This is a genomic window from Pararhizobium antarcticum (genome assembly GCF_001885585.1).
Classification (GTDB): Bacteria; Pseudomonadota; Alphaproteobacteria; order Rhizobiales; family Rhizobiaceae; genus Pararhizobium; species Pararhizobium antarcticum.
The window spans coordinates 1-15,101 of record NZ_LSRP01000104.1 but is presented as its reverse complement, the minus strand read 5'-3'; the positions used below and the strand labels follow the sequence as shown (position 1 = coordinate 15,101).

Annotated in this window: 15 protein-coding genes; 1 reads left to right on the top strand and 14 read right to left on the bottom strand. The window is 60.2% G+C overall.

Going from position 1 to position 15,101, the window contains the following annotated elements; genetic code table 11:
* Nucleotides 1-135: 135 nt before the first annotated feature.
* The 7 genes from rpsU to AX760_RS17985 form a co-directional block, all read right to left on the bottom strand.
* Entirely contained in the window at nt 136-378 is a 243-nt protein-coding gene (gene rpsU, locus AX760_RS18015; RefSeq protein WP_071834381.1) for a 30S ribosomal protein S21, read from the bottom strand.
* 279 nt (nt 379-657) lie between these two features.
* Complete coding sequence (locus AX760_RS18010; protein WP_071834380.1) at nt 658-1,968, bottom strand: extracellular solute-binding protein; 1,311 nt, start codon at nt 1,966-1,968, stop codon at nt 658-660.
* Between the two features lie 82 nt (nt 1,969-2,050).
* Nucleotides 2,051-2,902 (bottom strand): carbohydrate ABC transporter permease, encoded by an 852-nt coding sequence (locus AX760_RS18005; RefSeq protein WP_071834379.1) that lies wholly within the window; start codon nt 2,900-2,902, stop codon nt 2,051-2,053.
* The gene (locus AX760_RS18000) at nt 2,899-3,780 is read right to left on the bottom strand and encodes a carbohydrate ABC transporter permease (RefSeq protein WP_071834378.1); all 882 of its coding nucleotides are present in this window, start codon (nt 3,778-3,780) and stop codon (nt 2,899-2,901) included. Before AX760_RS18000 ends, AX760_RS18005 begins: the two co-directional genes overlap by 4 nt.
* 1 nt (nt 3,781) lies before the next feature.
* The gene (locus tag AX760_RS17995; RefSeq protein WP_071834377.1) at nt 3,782-4,879 is read right to left on the bottom strand and encodes an ABC transporter ATP-binding protein; all 1,098 of its coding nucleotides are present in this window, start codon (nt 4,877-4,879) and stop codon (nt 3,782-3,784) included.
* Nucleotides 4,880-4,909: 30 nt separating this feature from the next.
* A complete protein-coding gene (arfA, locus tag AX760_RS17990) occupies nt 4,910-6,418 on the bottom strand; it encodes an arabinosylfuranosidase ArfA (protein ID WP_071834376.1) in 1,509 nt (502 codons plus the stop codon).
* A 116-nt stretch (nt 6,419-6,534) separates the two neighbouring features.
* The gene (locus AX760_RS17985) at nt 6,535-7,455 is read right to left on the bottom strand and encodes an ArsR/SmtB family transcription factor (protein WP_071834375.1); all 921 of its coding nucleotides are present in this window, start codon (nt 7,453-7,455) and stop codon (nt 6,535-6,537) included.
* Nucleotides 7,456-7,703: 248 nt separating this feature from the next.
* Here AX760_RS17985 and pncB point away from each other — a divergent pair, with 248 nt between their 5' ends.
* On the top strand, nt 7,704-9,008 hold the full coding sequence (pncB, locus tag AX760_RS17980) for a nicotinate phosphoribosyltransferase (protein WP_071834374.1): 1,305 nt from the start codon (nt 7,704-7,706) through the stop codon (nt 9,006-9,008).
* A 23-nt stretch (nt 9,009-9,031) separates the two neighbouring features.
* Here pncB and AX760_RS17975 read toward each other — a convergent pair whose 3' ends face one another.
* The 7 genes from AX760_RS17975 to AX760_RS17945 all read right to left on the bottom strand — a co-directional run.
* Entirely contained in the window at nt 9,032-9,922 is an 891-nt protein-coding gene (locus AX760_RS17975; RefSeq protein WP_071834373.1) for a Pnap_2097 family protein, read from the bottom strand.
* A gap of 3 nt (nt 9,923-9,925) precedes the next feature.
* Nucleotides 9,926-11,197: an MSMEG_0569 family flavin-dependent oxidoreductase gene (locus AX760_RS17970; protein ID WP_071834372.1), complete on the bottom strand. Its 1,272-nt coding sequence runs from the start codon at nt 11,195-11,197 to the stop codon at nt 9,926-9,928.
* An 11-nt stretch (nt 11,198-11,208) separates the two neighbouring features.
* Nucleotides 11,209-11,496, bottom strand: a complete 288-nt coding sequence (locus tag AX760_RS17965) for an MSMEG_0570 family nitrogen starvation response protein (protein WP_071834371.1) — start codon at nt 11,494-11,496, stop codon at nt 11,209-11,211.
* Nucleotides 11,489-12,646: an MSMEG_0565 family glycosyltransferase gene (locus AX760_RS17960; RefSeq protein ID WP_071834370.1), complete on the bottom strand. Its 1,158-nt coding sequence runs from the start codon at nt 12,644-12,646 to the stop codon at nt 11,489-11,491. Before AX760_RS17960 ends, AX760_RS17965 begins: the two co-directional genes overlap by 8 nt.
* Nucleotides 12,643-13,617 (bottom strand): sll0787 family AIR synthase-like protein, encoded by a 975-nt coding sequence (locus AX760_RS17955; protein ID WP_071834369.1) that lies wholly within the window; start codon nt 13,615-13,617, stop codon nt 12,643-12,645. Before AX760_RS17955 ends, AX760_RS17960 begins: the two co-directional genes overlap by 4 nt.
* A gap of 2 nt (nt 13,618-13,619) precedes the next feature.
* Entirely contained in the window at nt 13,620-14,162 is a 543-nt protein-coding gene (locus tag AX760_RS17950; RefSeq protein ID WP_071834368.1) for an MSMEG_0567/Sll0786 family nitrogen starvation N-acetyltransferase, read from the bottom strand.
* The coding region (locus tag AX760_RS17945) for an MSMEG_0568 family radical SAM protein (protein WP_071834367.1) at nt 14,159-15,101 on the bottom strand (943 nt) is incomplete at its 5' end. The genes AX760_RS17950 and AX760_RS17945, both read right to left, overlap by 4 nt.

Genomic DNA, 15,101 nt, shown 5'->3' with positions numbered 1-15,101 from the left:
CCTTTTTCTTGGCCCATCGGCTGGGTAGAAAACCTAAATCGAGCCAACGGAAAAAACCGCTCAGAATAAATCATGAGCGGATACCGGGCCGTGTCAGCCTTCAGTGCCTGTCTTCACAGCGCACTGGTGTCGCAATTACTTGCGGCCGGGAGCGCCGGTCTTCTTCGGTGCCGTGATGCCGCTTTCACGGTCAAGCTTCTTGCGTGCGAGCTTGCGCACACGACGGATGCCTTCGGCCTTTTCGCGCGCACGCTTGACGGAAGGCTTCTCGAAATGCTCGCGCAGACGCATTTCACGAAACACGCCTTCGCGCTGCATTTTCTTCTTCAGGAAACGAAGTGCTTGATCGACATTGTTGTCACGTACCAGAACCTGCAATGGAAACTCCTTGTGTTGTTGCCGCTTTCATAGATCCATGTGCGCTTGCGATCAAGACATGGAACCGATCTTGATGCGTTTTCCTGCATCGCGGACCCCTGAAACGTCAGAAAATTGACCGGATCGTTCGTATTTCAAGGCCATCACGGAAGGATGGCCTAAAAAAACAGGGGCTGCCGTCGCTTCCTCACCGCCAAAACAAGCCGTTCCGGGTCACGCTGACAGCCTAGCGGGCAGAGAATCCCCCGCATGTCGCCATGCGGGGGAGCGTTAGTCGACTTAAAGATTGGCGAGAAGATCGTTGATCCGGCTCTCGGCGCTGCCGAGTGCCTCCTCGACCGACTTGTCGCCATTGACGGCTGCGCCGACCTCTTCGCCTATGATGTCCTGGATGGCGAACTGCCGCTGGACGGCCGCAGGCAGGGATTGGCCGGTCTGGGCAATCTCCGCAATATTGCTGCGATGGGGCAGGGACTTGAACTGCTCCATGTCGAAGACCGCCTTGACGGCCGGAAGGTGCCCGGTGCGCGCCCACTGGAAGTCGTTCTCCGCCAGGAACTTGAAGAGCTTGCCGATGGCTTCGACCTGCTCGGGCGAGCGATCCTTGCGCGGCATGACCCAGCTGTGGCCATCGGAATAGGTGCTGTCGCGTCCCGGAAAAAGCTGTGGAACAGGATAGACCGTATAGCCGCCGGAAAGGGCCGTGCCGCTTTTCTCAGACTGGGCGACATAATCGCCGATCAGCCACGTGCCATTGACCGCGATCCCGCCATCGCCATTGGCAAAGGCGGAGACCGCCGCCGGATAGTCGAGCCCGACGGTCGTCAGCCCCTCATCCTTGATGCGCTTCATTGTCTCGACCGCAGTCTTGGCCTCCGGTGTGTTCAGTGTGATTTTCAGCGGATCGGCGAAGAAGTCGGCGTTCTGCTGCTGCAGAAGGGTGTAGAGGATCCGCGCATAGGTCGCCGTCTCGTTGGCGAGGATCTGCACGAGGTAAGGCTTGCCGGTCTTTTCCTTGAACTGCTTGCCCTGGGTGACCAGTTCTTCGACCGAGGTTGGCAGAATCGGCGTTCCGTCGGCATTGACGAGGCCGGCCTGCTTCATCAGGTTCAGGTTGACATGGAACAGCATGGTCCAGTTGTCGAAGGGCAGGCCGAACATCTGCTCTTCCTTGGTGACACCATTGCGCGCCGCATCGGTGAAGCTGTCGGGCAAAATGCCCTGCGCGGCGAGAACGGGATCGATCGGTTCGATCAGGCCGCGTGTCTGATAGTCGGAAATGGCCGAATAGTGCATCGAAACGACATCCGGCGCGGCGCCGGAGGCCAGTTGCGCATTCAACTGGTCATAACCCGGCCACTCGACCGTGGTGACGTTGACGTCAATGCCCGGATTGTCGGCTTCGAACTTGTTGATCAGCGCGGTAATGATCCCGCATTCGCCGACTGCGGCCGAAACGTCGGTGACTTTACCGTAATCGGCATCGCAGGCACCGAAGAACCGTTGCAGTTCAATCATCGTGTTCGCGTGGGCCGCTGGGCCGAAAGCCAGTGCGGCAATGGCTACGCTGCTGAAAAGAAGGCGTCTCATCGTATCTCTCTCCCTTTGAAAAGGCCTGTGGCCTTCATGGTTGCAATCTGTATCGGCCTTATCCTCCGGGCCGGTGCAGTCGTTATTTCACAGCCCCACCCGAGACGGCGGTAACGATATGGCGCTGGAAAATCAGGTAGACGATCAGAACCGGCAGGCTGGCGAACACTGCCTGGGCACTGAGAAAACCAAGCCCCTCGCTCTGGGCGAAATTGGTCTGGGACGATGCGATGCCGATCGTCAGGGTGAACATTTCCTTGCGGGTTGCCGAGATCAGCGGCCACCAGTAATCGTTCCAGGCATACAGGAAGGTGAAGATGCCGAGCGTCGCCTGCGCCGGCAGCGTCAGAGGCAGCATGATCTTCCAGAAAATCCGGAACTGCGAGGCGTTGTCGAGCAGCGCTGCCTCGTCGATTTCCTTGGGAATAGCACGAAAGAACTGCGTCATCAGGAACACGCCAAAGGCTGAGGAAAGGTTCGGCAGGATCAGCCCGATGTAGGAATTGTGCAGGCCGAACCAGTTGAACATCTGGTGGCGGGCGATGATGACTGCCTGCTCCGGCACGGCCAGGCCAAAGAGAACGATAACGAAAAGCGTCCGGCGCCACGGGAACTCGAGGCGGGCGAAGGCATAACCGGCAAGCGATGACAGGACGAGCACACCCAATGTCTGGCCGCAGGCAACCACGAGACTGTTGAAGAACCAGCCGAAGGCCTGCGAGGAGTGCAGGATGTTGATGTAGTTGGCGATCGTATATGGCAGCTGGAAGACCGTTTCGGTGCCCAGCATCAAGTCCTGGTTGCTCTTGATCGACAGTCCGACGATCCAGGCGACAGGTGCCATCATCAGGATCGAGAGGAATGCGGCAATCCACAGCAGGGGCCGATTGGCTGTCAGGCTTTCCGGGCGGTAGGTGGTGTTTTCCGTGCTCATTCGGAAGCCTCCGGTTTTCTGGTGGCAATCACATACTGGGCCATGGCGGCGCAAAGGATGATGAGGAACAGGATTTCCGATGCGGCGGCAGCCTTGCCGACATCCCAGCGGACGAAGCCGACCTCGTAGATGTACATGACAAGCGGACGTGACGTGCCGTTCGGACCGCCATTGGTCATCAGTTGCGCCTGACCGAACAGCTGGAACTGCATGACGATCTGAATGATCGCGACCAGCATGATGGTGCGTGCGATCGAGGGCAGCGTGATGCGGGTGAGGACCCGAAGCGGGCTCGCATTGTCAAGTGCGGCGGCCTCGTAGAGATCGGACGGAATCTGCTGAAGTGCGGCCAGAAACAGCATCATCGGCAAGCCGAGGCACCACCAGACGGTGGCGACACCGACCGAAAACAGCGACCAGCCACTGGTCGAGAGAAAACCGATCGGGGGCAGCCCCACCTGTTCGAAGAGAACCGCCATCAGCCCATCGCCGGGTATGAAAACGAAGCGCCAGATCAGGGTGACAATGGTCACGGACAGGACCGAGGAGGAAAAGAACAGACCCCGGAAGAACGATGTCGCGCGCGTCGTCCTGTTGAGCGCCAGCGCCAGAAACAGGCCAAGCACGACAAGTGTCGGCACGCTGAAGGCCACGAAAACGACGCTGTTGCGCAAGGCCTGGAGGAAGACAGGATCGGCAAGGACCCGGACATAGTTGTTCAGACCGACGAAGCGACCAGGACCGAACAGATCGACCTTGTGGAGGCTCAGCCAGACGCCCCAGGCAAGCGGAAAGACCAGAAGCACGACAAAGACGGAGAGATAGGGAAGAACGAAAAGCCCGTTCTTCCAGTGACTGCGGCGATAACTCTCGGCCATGTCAATCACCCTCCGGGTGATGGGCGGCACCCGTCTTGTCGAACAGGTGCAGGGCGCTGGTGTCCAGAACGATGGTCAGCCTGTCGCCGGGCCGCGTCGCATTGCGGCCGTCGGCCTCCACAGTCATTTTCGTTCCGTCTTCGAGATGGCCATAGATCAGCGTGCGATCGCCAAGGCGCTCGATCACCTCGGCTGTCAGGGCAATGCCGGGTGCACCTGCCGCAGCCACCGATACATCCTCGGCACGAATGCCAAGCTCCGCACCTTCTGGCGAAAAGCCCGGCGGCAGGTGGAGGGGAACACTCACGGTTCCAAGCCCTGCGGTGTCAATCGAAAGCCGATCGCCGTTCATGACCGCGTCTCGGATCGGAATGAAATTCATCGCCGGAGATCCGACAAAGGCCGCGACGAACCGGGTTGCCGGGCGCCTGTAGACCTCCATCGGCGTGCCGATCTGCTCGATCCTGCGGTCCTGCATGATGACGATCCGGTCGGCAAGCGTCATCGCCTCGACCTGATCATGGGTGACGAAGACCATGGTGCTGCCGAGGCGGCCGTGCAATTGCGCAAGCTCCAGTCGCGTGCGGCCGCGCAGGGCCGCATCGAGATTGGAAAGCGGCTCGTCGAACAGGAAGGCCTTGGGCTCCTTGACGATCGCGCGGCCGATGGCGACCCGCTGGCGCTGTCCGCCGGAGAGCTTCTGCGGCTTGCGATCGAGCAGATGCGCGATCTCCAGCGTATCGGCTGCAAACCGCACCCGCTTTTCGATCTCGGCCTTGGCAACGCCGATATTCTCGAGCCCGAAGGACATGTTCTGGGCAACAGTCATGTGCGGATAAAGCGCATAGGACTGGAAAACCATGGCCACGCCGCGTTTTCCGGGTGGAAGCGTATCGACACGCACGCCGTCCACCGAAATCGTGCCCTCGGTGACATCCTCCAGGCCGGCAATCATGCGCAGCAGCGTCGATTTTCCGCATCCCGACGGCCCGAGAAAGACGATGAATTCTCCCGCGCTGATCGCAAGCGATATATCGCTCAGAACAGTCAGGGCGCCGTAGCGCTTGGTAACATTGGTAATTTCGATCGATGCCGACATGGTTTCTCCTCCCGCTGTCGTTGCCGCTCCTTAGGCGCCGAGCCGGATCATCCGGTAACTCAGTGGCGCAATCGACGCGGCAAGCCTGCCTCCGGAAAAACCGCTGCCGGCCCCGTCTTGTGGTGCCACGGGCTCTCCGTCGGCTCCGTTGACGGCGCGCAATCCATGGCCTTCGATCACCTTGTCGAGGATCACGCGCCGGTCTCCAAACCCCTCCAGAGCCATGTCGAGATCGATTGCCTCTGTCTGGTGGCGATTGACGATGAAGAAGGTCAAGGCGCCGTCGGTATCCGTCTCTACGGCAGACACGTCGAGATAGGGCACCTGATCGACGAAGTCGGTGCCATAGCCCGGGCAGTCGAGCGACAGTTGCAGGGCCTTGCCGCGTCCGTAGCGGGACGCGAAGAGATAGGGATAGAAGGTCGTCTGGCGCCAGGCCGGCCCGCCCGGGACCGTCATGATCGGCGCAATGACATTGACGAGCTGCGCCAGGCAGCCGACCTTCACGACATCGGAGCGCCGTATGAAGGTGTTGAGAATGCAGCCGACCTGCAGCACGTCCTCGAAATTGTAGATGTCCTCGAGAAGGGCCGGGGCATGCGGCCAGCCGTCATTGCCCTCAAGCACCGTGCGATCCGCGTCGCGGGAGTGGTACCAGACGTTCCACTCGTCAAAGCTGATATAGACATTCTTCCTGGAACGCTTCTTGGCCTTGGTGAAGGCAATCACGCCGGCGACCGTTTCGATATACTCATCAAGCCGGGCATTCTGGGCGAGATAGTTCGCCGTGTCGCCCGCATGATTGTCGAAATACATGTGCAGACTGATGTAGTCGACGGAATCATAGGTGTAGTCGAGCACCGTCGCTTCCCAGGCCGGATAGGTCGGCATCTTGGGGGATGATGAGCCGCAGACGACGAGTTCGATCGACTTGTCGAAGGCCCGCATGGCCTTGGCGGTCTCGAAGGCAATGCGTCCGTATTCCTCTGCGGTTTTCTGGCCGATCTGCCAAGGGCCGTCCATCTCGTTGCCCAGGCACCACAGCTTGACGTTCCAGGGCTCTTCGCGGCCGTTCTTGCGCCGCAGGTCGGACCAGTGGCTGCCGCCGGGATGGTTGACATATTCGAGAAAGGCGCGCGCCTCGTCCAGACCGCGCGAGCCGAGGTTGACGGCCAGCATCATCTCCGCACCAGCGGCCTTTGCCCAGTCGGCAAATTCATGGATGCCGACCTGGTTGGACTCGGAGCTGTGCCAGGCAAGATCGAGACGAACCGGACGGTCTTCGCGCGGACCGATGCCATCTTCCCAATTGTAGGCCGAAACGAAATTTCCACCGGGATAACGAACGACGGGCACATCGAGTTCACGCACGAGGTCGATGACATCCTGGCGCATGCCGTCTGCGTTTGCCGTCGGATGCTCAGGCTCGTAGATGCCGGTATAGACCGCGCGTCCCAGATGTTCGACGAACGACCCGTACAAACGCGGGTCAATCGTGCTGATGACGTAACCGCTGTGAACGGTTCCGGTTGCCTGCATGTCGTCCTCCCATTTATACCCGATTATCAGATATGTATCAGATTTAACGATATGATACACGGGATCGCCCGGACGTCAAGCCGGTGAAAAATTCGCAAATGAAAAGAATTGTGCGCTCAGGTCTTCAACCGCAGCACGATGTCGGAATCGTAATTTCCAAAACCACGGCCAAAAATATTGATACCGCCGGGATGCGCGGCCGTTTCGGGGACCTCGATGCGCAGCCGGATCGAGCGATGTTCGACCAGGTCAAGATCGTCGAGCGTCGTATCGGAAACACGCACGCCGTCGATGAAAGTGCCGCCTGCTGTGACCCGGAAACTCTTCAGCACGCCATACTGGCTGCCACGCAGTTTCCACCAGTCCGGCGTATATTTTCCGCGCCGGTCACCGAAGTCGCCCGGCGACGTCCAGGTCGCGATCGCCTTGCCATTCAGGGACAGCGTGATGTCCGATGGCCAGTTGTCGGATGTTCCGGGAACCTCGGAGGACAGTTCGAGCAGCAGCTCGAGTTCCTTGACCTCGGCCCCCTTGATGCGGGCATTGTTGGGGAACTGGTAGTCGACATACCCCCTGGTGAACCACAGCAGGCCTGCCTTCATGCGGTCCGGCGTCAAAAACGTATCGGGACTGTCGAGATAGCCGATAATGCCGTCATGCGAGCACATCCCGCAGGGCGCCGCGACATCGAAACCGCTGTAGAGCCCGACCGGCATGGAGACCTCAATGGCCTCATCCGCAGTCTTTCGCGGGCGGGCGAAGGTCAAAATGATCTCGTCATGCACGACATGACAGATCTTCTGGCTGCCCTTTCGGGCCTTCTGCACTTCCGTACGCACTAGGCCCGCTTCTTCAAGCTGGTTGATATGTGTCGAGGTGGTGGATTGCGGCAGTTGCAGGATGTCCGCTATATCGTTGACATTCAAGGGACCCCGGGCATGCAGAAGCTCCAGCATGGAGATCCGGGCCGGGGCGGACAGACACTTCAGAACATCCTTACCGTCGGCCGGCGTGATCATCAGGAACCGATCGTTCATATTTGACTCCCCTTGGATAGACTGATCTGTATCAGAAAATTGGGTTCAATCAACCGAACAACGCGGAATGCGTTTGGCATGGGCGCTAAGGCCGCTGGAAGCCGTTGCAGGGCACGCCCGTGGCATGCCATGAGTGTCGAACTGTCGACCGTTTCACGGCTGACGGTTCATCGCCCAGAGCGGGACAGGCGACGGCGCCTGAAGATGTCGATTTGGACGCGTTTCGCCGTGCATGGGAAGGACAGGACATGACCAAGACGGATATCGCCCGGCGTGTTTACGACAATGCCTGGAAGCTCGACCCGGTCGTGCGCAGCCTGCTCGATACCGATTTCTACAAGCTTCTGATGCTGCAGATGATCTGGCGGCTTTATCCCGAGGTGGATGCGACTTTCTCGCTGATCAACCGCACGAAGACCGTGCTGCTGACCGAGGAGATCGACGAGCAGGAATTGCGCGAACAACTCGACCACGTGCGCAGCCTGCGGCTGACCAAGAAGGAAATGATCTGGCTCGCCGGCAACACCTTCTATGGTCGCAAGCAGATTTTTGCACCGGATTTCTTGGCCTGGCTCGCGGACTTCCAGCTTCCGGACTACGAGCTTTCGCGCCGCAACGGCCAGTATGAACTGACCTTTCCGGGAAAATGGACCCATACGAGCATGTGGGAAATACCCGCATTGGCGATCATCAACGAATTGCGCTCGCGCACCGCGATGAAGGATATGGGGCCGTTTGCGCTGGATGTGCTCTATGCCCGCGCCAAGGCCAAGATGTGGTCGAAGGTGGAGCAGTTGAAGGCCTATCCCGATCTCAGGATTTCCGATTTCGGCACGCGGCGGCGGCACAGCTTCCTTTGGCAGCGCTGGTGCGTTGAGGCCTTGAAGGAGGGCATTGGTGCGTCCTTTTCGGGCACCAGCAACGTGCTTCTGGCCATGGACACCGACCTCGAGGCGCTCGGCACCAATGCTCATGAACTGCCGATGGTCGTCGCAGCGCTGGCCAGAACCGACGCCGAACTCGCAGCGGCCCCCTACAAGGTTCTGCAGGACTGGAACCAGCTCTATGGCGGCAACCTATTGATCGTGCTGCCCGATGCCTTTGGCACCGCCGCTTTCCTGCGCAGCGCGCCGGACTGGGTGGCCGACTGGACCGGCTTCCGGCCGGACAGCGCGCCGCCGATTGAAGGCGGCGAGAAGATCATTGCCTGGTGGTCGAAGATGGGACGCGATCCCCGGGAAAAGCTGCTGATTTTCTCGGACGGACTGGACGCCCAGACGATCCTGGAGACCTATCGCCATTTCAAGGACCGCGTTCGCATGAGCTTCGGCTGGGGCACGAACCTCACCAATGATTTTGCCGATTGCGCGCCGATGGAGAGCCGCGGGCTCAATCCGATTTCGATCGTCTGCAAGGTCACGGATGCCAATGGCCGCCCGGCGGTAAAGCTCTCGGACAATCCGCGCAAGGCGACCGGCGAACCGGCCGAAGTCGAGCGTTATCTGAAATTCTTCGGAACCGAGGACTTCGTCGAACAAAGCGTCAAGGTCTGAAGGAACCGGCTGTTCCCACCTGCCTATATTGGCCTGGACGTTTCATCACGGCCGGTGGCTGTCTCACCTGAGGCAATGAACATCGTTGCGATGATTTTTCCGGTCTCTCGTTTGAGCTGGCCATGGATGGTTTCATTCTTCTCGCAGCAGCCGACGATCTCGAAGCACACGTTCTCGTTCTGATCGATGTTGCCGAGAAAATAGACCTCGCGTCGTGTGGTTGGTATCTTATCGGGAAACCACACTTCGAGAGCGCGATCGGCCAGGGCCTGGAATTCGGCAAAATAGAACAATCCCGCGCCGTTGAATTCCTGCGAAGGACTTGGCTCGAACCGGAATGTTCTCGACACGTCGTTTCGATCGAGTGGGAGCCCCCAATGATGCTCGATCCGACGGTTCCGGATATCAGCGGCCGTTTTGGCAAGGTGGCTGATCCTGAATGGTTGCGGGCGCGACTTGCGCACTGCAACACGCGCAATGGAATGATTGGACCCTGCGACCTCCCTGTGGACAAAGGTTGAAATCAACTCCACATCGCCGATGCGTTGATCTTCAAGGAACAGTTCATGGGTTGTCGACGTCTGGGTCATCGACACAGGGGCAATCCTGGAATGAATCATCAGGATATCGTTTGCCTTGACGATACCGAATCCAGGCGCGTTCAATGACGTGGCGCAGATTGCAGCATAGGCTTCCGCTCCACAAGCCGTTCGGAAATCGGCACTTTGCATGCCCAGTTCCCGGGACAACATCAGCCAGTGGCGATGGCCCAGTTCCTTCATCAACCAGGTTTCCGACAGGCCATTTGGCGTCAGATGAGGCATGCCGACAAGCAGGTAAGGGTCAAGCGCCCGATCGACCATGTCCCGCATCAAGGGGCCGAGAGAAGAGGCGGGTTGCAATGCGCGGGTCATCGTCTAGCCGTTTGCCATTTGTTTGAGGGGGCGTCGTGTCCGGTCGAGATGCGCGGCGAGATGGTCGACCACATGGTGTGCATCCTTGCCGACTGAGAGAAAGCGGCCGGAACCCCAGGTCCAGAGCCAGGGCAGCCCGAGAACGTAAACGCCCTCGACACCGGTTACGCCGCGATGCTGCACCGGATATCCGGTGCCGTCGAAGATCGGCAGGCCGACATAGGACCAGTCAGGGGTAAATCCCGTTGCCCAGATGACCGAGGTGATGCCTTCGGCTGCAAGGTCGAGTTCTGTCGTTTCCGCTTCCGGCTCCCACAGCGGGACATACGGGCTGCCTTCCGGTGCATCGATGCCTTTTTCCGCAATGTGGCGATCAATCAGGGCGTTGATCCCGTTATAGACGCGGTCGGCACCATCGAGATTGCTCTTGAGGTCTGGCTGGAACAGCATTTTTCCGTTGGAGACGCCGGTCATGCGGCCGTAAAGGGCCATGCCCTCAAGCGCGAATTTGCGCAGATCGATATCGCGTCCGCCATCCCGGCCGGTCAGGTAATGGTTGGTGTCGTGTTTCTTTTTCGCCATGCCGTCGTGGCCGATGGTGATGTCGTACTGTCCGACATCGGCCAGCCAGTCGACGACGTCGCGCCCCCGATAGAAGCGCGCGCAGCGGGGTGCATTGCCGGTGACCATGTGGACCTTGCGGCCAGCGAGATGCAGGTCTTCGGCGATCTGGCAGCCCGATTGTCCGGAGCCGACGACGATGACTGCACCTTCAGGCAGTTGTGCCGGGTTCCTGTAGTCGGCCGTATGGATCTGGGTAATGCCCTCCGGCAGCCGTTCGCCGGCTCTGGGCACAAATGGTTGGCTGTAGAGACTGGTGGCGAGGATGACGCTGTCGGCCGTTACGCTACCGGCGGAGGATTGGATCCTGAACAGGTTGCCGACCTTTTCCAGCGACGTGACGCTGGTGCCTTCGAAGACCGGCGCATTCACCTTTTTGACGAAGCGATCGACATAGGCAAGGATTTCTTCCTTGACCATGAAACCGTTGGGATCGGTTCCGTCATAGGCGTGATCAGGGAGCTGGCATTGCCAGTTCGGCGTCACCAGGCAGAAGGCGTCCCAGCGCTCGTTTTTCCATTTGTGGGCAACGGTGTTCTTCTCGAAGACCACGTGGTCGATACCCAGTTTCTGGAGATAATGACTGGCGGAAAGCCCGGCTTGTCCACCGCCGACGACAACAGCGCGATAGTGTGCATCAAGGGACTTGGTCATGTTGGGTCCTTTCAAAGAATAAAGCTGTCACAGCGGACGTAGGATCCCGCCTTGTCGAGAAAGGGGACCGCGGCGCTTTCGATCCGGGCAAGCTGGTCGTTGGCGGACGAACAGGCGAAACCGTACTTCGCCTCGACGCGATCGCTGGCAATGGTCAGCGCCTTGCGGCTGCGATCGACAAAATCCGAAACCGTGTAGCGCTCGCCCTCGGTGAAGAAGTCGCGGATAATCAGCGAAGGCGAGTAACAGGTCTCCTGCTCGCCGTCTGGCCAGGTTATGACAAAGCGCATTTCAGGCATGGGCTGCCTCCTTCAGTGTTGTGTATGTGGACAGATGTGCCTGCGCCACGCCTTGCCAGTCGAAACGGCTGGCAACCTCGAGGCCGCGTGCAATGACCCGGTCGCGGATCTTCGGCACCAGGGATAGCGCCATGGCCTCGGCGATCGAGGCTGCATGATGGGGATCGCACCAGATGGCATCCTCGCTGCCGAGATATTGGGTGAACGGCGCAAGCGATGAGACGATTGCCGGGACGCCACTTGCCATGGCTTCCAGAACGACGAGGCCAAAGCCTTCCTTCAGGGAAGGAAAAACAAGGGCATCCGCGAGGCGGTACAGGTTTGGCATGTCTTTATCCGCCACGGCGCCAATGACATGGACGGCCGATGCGTCTTCCCGCAGTCCGCGCAGATGGGACTGGAATTCCTCCTGATAGTCGCGATGGTCGAGCAGGGACACACCGCCGGCAATGACCAGTTGGGCTGCCGGCAGCACGGCCCGCAACTGCCGGAAGGCGTCGAGAATGCCGATTGTGTTCTTGCGGGCTTCGATGCCGCCGATGCTGAGGAAGACGGGGCCGGAATGGAGGCCCAGCCGATCGTGCAGAGCGGTCTGTTCGCCGCTCCAGGTGGGGGCAAAGCGTGTGGTATCGACGCCATTGCCGACAATCGCGGCGTGCAGGCCGCGCTCGCTTGCCAAGCTTTGCTGCCAGAGTGCACTGACCGTCAGGAAGGCATCTGCGCGATCAATCGAGCGGTCCTGAAGCCTCATCAGACGCGGATCGGCAAACTGGTCGATGTGATGGACTGTGCGCACGAAGCCGTTGATCAGACCGTTTTCCTTAAGCGTTGCCAGCGCATTTCCCGAAATGCCGTCATGGGCATGAAAGACATCGAAATCCCGGGTACCGGCACGATCGAAATGGCGCACATAGTCTTCAATCCGCTGCTCGACCATTGCCGTCATCTCCATGGGAGCCGGACCAACGGGAAAACACTGTGTGGCGCAGGCGGGTTTGCGGAAGAAGCCGCCGCCTTTCGCATCCGGGGCATGCAGCACGACGGTGTGGCCCATGGCGGTCAACGCTTCGGACAGGTGCATGGAATGCACAACACCCCCGCGCGGATTGGTGGAATGTGTCAGCATGGCGATACGCAGAGGCCGGGTCATGCAGCCTCCTCCCGTGCCCCAAGCTGCATCAGGGGTGTATCGGCATAGTCGCGGATGACGATGCGCACGCCGCCATCGGCAACAGCCACCGCACTGCCGGACGTGACCGTGCCGATGCTGGCAGCCGTGATGTCGCGAGCCGCAAAACGGGCAAGCACCGAGTCGACATTTCCAGGGGCGACCGAAAGCAGATATCCGAAGCTCGGGAAGGTGGCGAGCCAACGGTCCAGCGCGACACCTGCCGGCAGCGGGATCGTCGACACGTTGATATTGATGGCGACGCCGGAGCACTCGGCCAGCATGATCGCCGTGCCGACGATGCCGCCCTGGCTGATGTCCTTGGCAGCGATCGAAAGACCCGCCTCGGCGATCTCAGGCAGGATTTCGAGATCGCCGCGCAGCCGTTCCGGCGGCGCGGTCGTTGCCGCCTCCCAATTGTCGAAGGGTTCGCGGTAGCGGCCACGGTGATCGATGGCGGCAACCAGCACGTCGCCCGGCCTTGCATCGAAGCTGGTGAGCAAGCGCTTCGCTTTGCCCAGAATGGCGACGGACAATTGGCTCCGGTCGGTGCGGATATTCGTATGGCCGCCAACGATCGGCACGCCATAGGCTTCGGCAGCCGCTCGCATGCCTTCGAGCACGGGGGCAGCACCCGCCTCGCCATTGGCCCAGACGGCATCGACGACCGCCGTCGGTCGCCCGCCCATGGCAACGACATCGGATATGTTGACCATCACGCCACACCAGCCGGCAAACCATGGATCGGCTGCCACGAAGGCGTTGATGAAGCCTTCGATGGCAAACAGCAGATAACCGTCTCCATCAGGCAATGCTGCGCAGTCGTCGCCGACAGGCACGGATTGCGCCTTGACGCCAAGCATGGCGGTCACGGCGCCAATGTCGTGTTTGGCAGCGATGCCGCTGCTGGCCTGAAGTGTGTCTGCAAGTGTTCTGAGGTCGATGGCTGCCATTGCTACGCGGCCTTCTTCGACAGCGCGACGAAACCGGCCTCCGGCGTGACGCAGGGCGGATACCAGGCGAGGTCCGCCTTCATGCGCAGATGCGGCTTGCCGTAAACCTCGAACTCTTCGATCACATCCCAGTGCAGGCGGCGAAACAAAAGGCCGTTCTGAACCTGGACATTGGCCAGAAACGTATGGCAGCCCATCGCATTGGCGGAGGAGACCGCGAGCTTGATCAGCGTTGCGCCGAGCGCACCGATCTTGCGAAAATCCCGCTGCACCGCAAGCCGAGATCCCCACCAGAGGCCCGGTTCCTCCTGATGGATGCGAACCGTGCCGACTAGCCTGTCGGCCGCCACGCCCAGCATCGACAGGGCAACGATGGGGATGGCGTGGTCGTCGATTGCGTCCCTGTCATCGCCTTCGAAAAGCTGCTGCTCGTGGCAGAAGACGTCCCGGCGAAGGGCGTGCGCCTCGCGGCTTTCCCAGGCGGATGTCGCGAATTTCACCTGGAATTCGCCGGTGCGAAACGGTGCAAAAGGTTCAATCATCATCGCGTCAGCATCCTTTCATAGGTGGAAAGGGCGGAGCAGGCACCGCATTTGCCGCAGCCGGCCTTGATATCGACGGCTTTCAGGCCGCTTTCGACGAGCAATTTCGACAAGGGTGCGAGGATCGAATGCATGAACTCCGGCTTCGGGGCAGGGTGGCTTTCGAGCGGTGTTCCCGAGATCGGCACAAACGGCACGACGAAGGGATAGACGCCGATGGCGACCAGCTTTTCGCAGATATCGAGGATGGCTTCGCGCGTGTCACCAAGGCCGGCAAGGATATAGGTCGAGACCTGGCCGCGTCCGAACACGTCGACCGCCGCCTTGAAGGACGCCATATATTTCTCGATGCCGACCTGCGCCTTGCCGGGCATGATACGAGCGCGGATCTCGGGCGTCACGACTTCGAGATGCATGCCGAGTGCATCGACGCCAGCCTCCTTCATGCGCGAAAACCAGATGTCGTCTTCTGGCGGTTCGCATTGCGCCTGGATGGGAATATCGACCGCCGCCTTGATGGCGCGCGCACTTTCCGTCAGCACTGCCGCGCCGCGATCGTCACCCTTCGGCGTGCCTGTGGTCATCACCATGTGCTTGACGCCATCAAGTTCGACGGCAGCCTTGGCGACCTCGGCCAATTGCGCCGGCGTCTTGTGGGCGACGGTGCGGCCGGCCGCCAGCGACTGGCCGATGGCGCAGAACTGACAGGTTTTCGTCCGGCTCTGATAACGGATGCAGGTCTGAAGCACCGTCGTTGCCAGGACGTCGCGACCATGGAGGACGGCGATCTGCGAGTAGGGCACGCCGTCTGCCGTCGACCGCTCGTAGAAGCGCGGTCGCAGCGGGAAGGACACCTCGCCGATCACCTGGCCATCGCGGCTGATGCGGCTATTGCCGGCCTCGTCCGGTTTTTCCACCCGGTGCGGGCTTTCAAAGCACTGG

Excerpts from the sequence above, each read along its gene's own strand:
- AX760_RS18010 (WP_071834380.1), bottom strand. The coding sequence starts at position 1,968 with ATGAGACGCCTTCTTTTCAGCAGCGTAGCCATTGCCGCACTGGCTTTC.
- AX760_RS18005 (WP_071834379.1), bottom strand. The coding sequence starts at position 2,902 with ATGAGCACGGAAAACACCACCTACCGCCCGGAAAGCCTGACAGCCAAT.
- AX760_RS18000 (WP_071834378.1), bottom strand. The coding sequence starts at position 3,780 with ATGGCCGAGAGTTATCGCCGCAGTCACTGGAAGAACGGGCTTTTCGTT.
- AX760_RS17995 (WP_071834377.1), bottom strand. The coding sequence starts at position 4,879 with ATGTCGGCATCGATCGAAATTACCAATGTTACCAAGCGCTACGGCGCC.
- arfA (WP_071834376.1), bottom strand. The coding sequence starts at position 6,418 with ATGCAGGCAACCGGAACCGTTCACAGCGGTTACGTCATCAGCACGATT.
- AX760_RS17985 (WP_071834375.1), bottom strand. The coding sequence starts at position 7,455 with ATGAACGATCGGTTCCTGATGATCACGCCGGCCGACGGTAAGGATGTT.
- pncB (WP_071834374.1), top strand. The coding sequence starts at position 7,704 with ATGACCAAGACGGATATCGCCCGGCGTGTTTACGACAATGCCTGGAAG.
- AX760_RS17975 (WP_071834373.1), bottom strand. The coding sequence starts at position 9,922 with ATGACCCGCGCATTGCAACCCGCCTCTTCTCTCGGCCCCTTGATGCGG.
- AX760_RS17970 (WP_071834372.1), bottom strand. The coding sequence starts at position 11,197 with ATGACCAAGTCCCTTGATGCACACTATCGCGCTGTTGTCGTCGGCGGT.
- AX760_RS17965 (WP_071834371.1), bottom strand. The coding sequence starts at position 11,496 with ATGCCTGAAATGCGCTTTGTCATAACCTGGCCAGACGGCGAGCAGGAG.
- AX760_RS17960 (WP_071834370.1), bottom strand. The coding sequence starts at position 12,646 with ATGACCCGGCCTCTGCGTATCGCCATGCTGACACATTCCACCAATCCG.
- AX760_RS17955 (WP_071834369.1), bottom strand. The coding sequence starts at position 13,617 with ATGGCAGCCATCGACCTCAGAACACTTGCAGACACACTTCAGGCCAGC.
- AX760_RS17950 (WP_071834368.1), bottom strand. The coding sequence starts at position 14,162 with ATGATGATTGAACCTTTTGCACCGTTTCGCACCGGCGAATTCCAGGTG.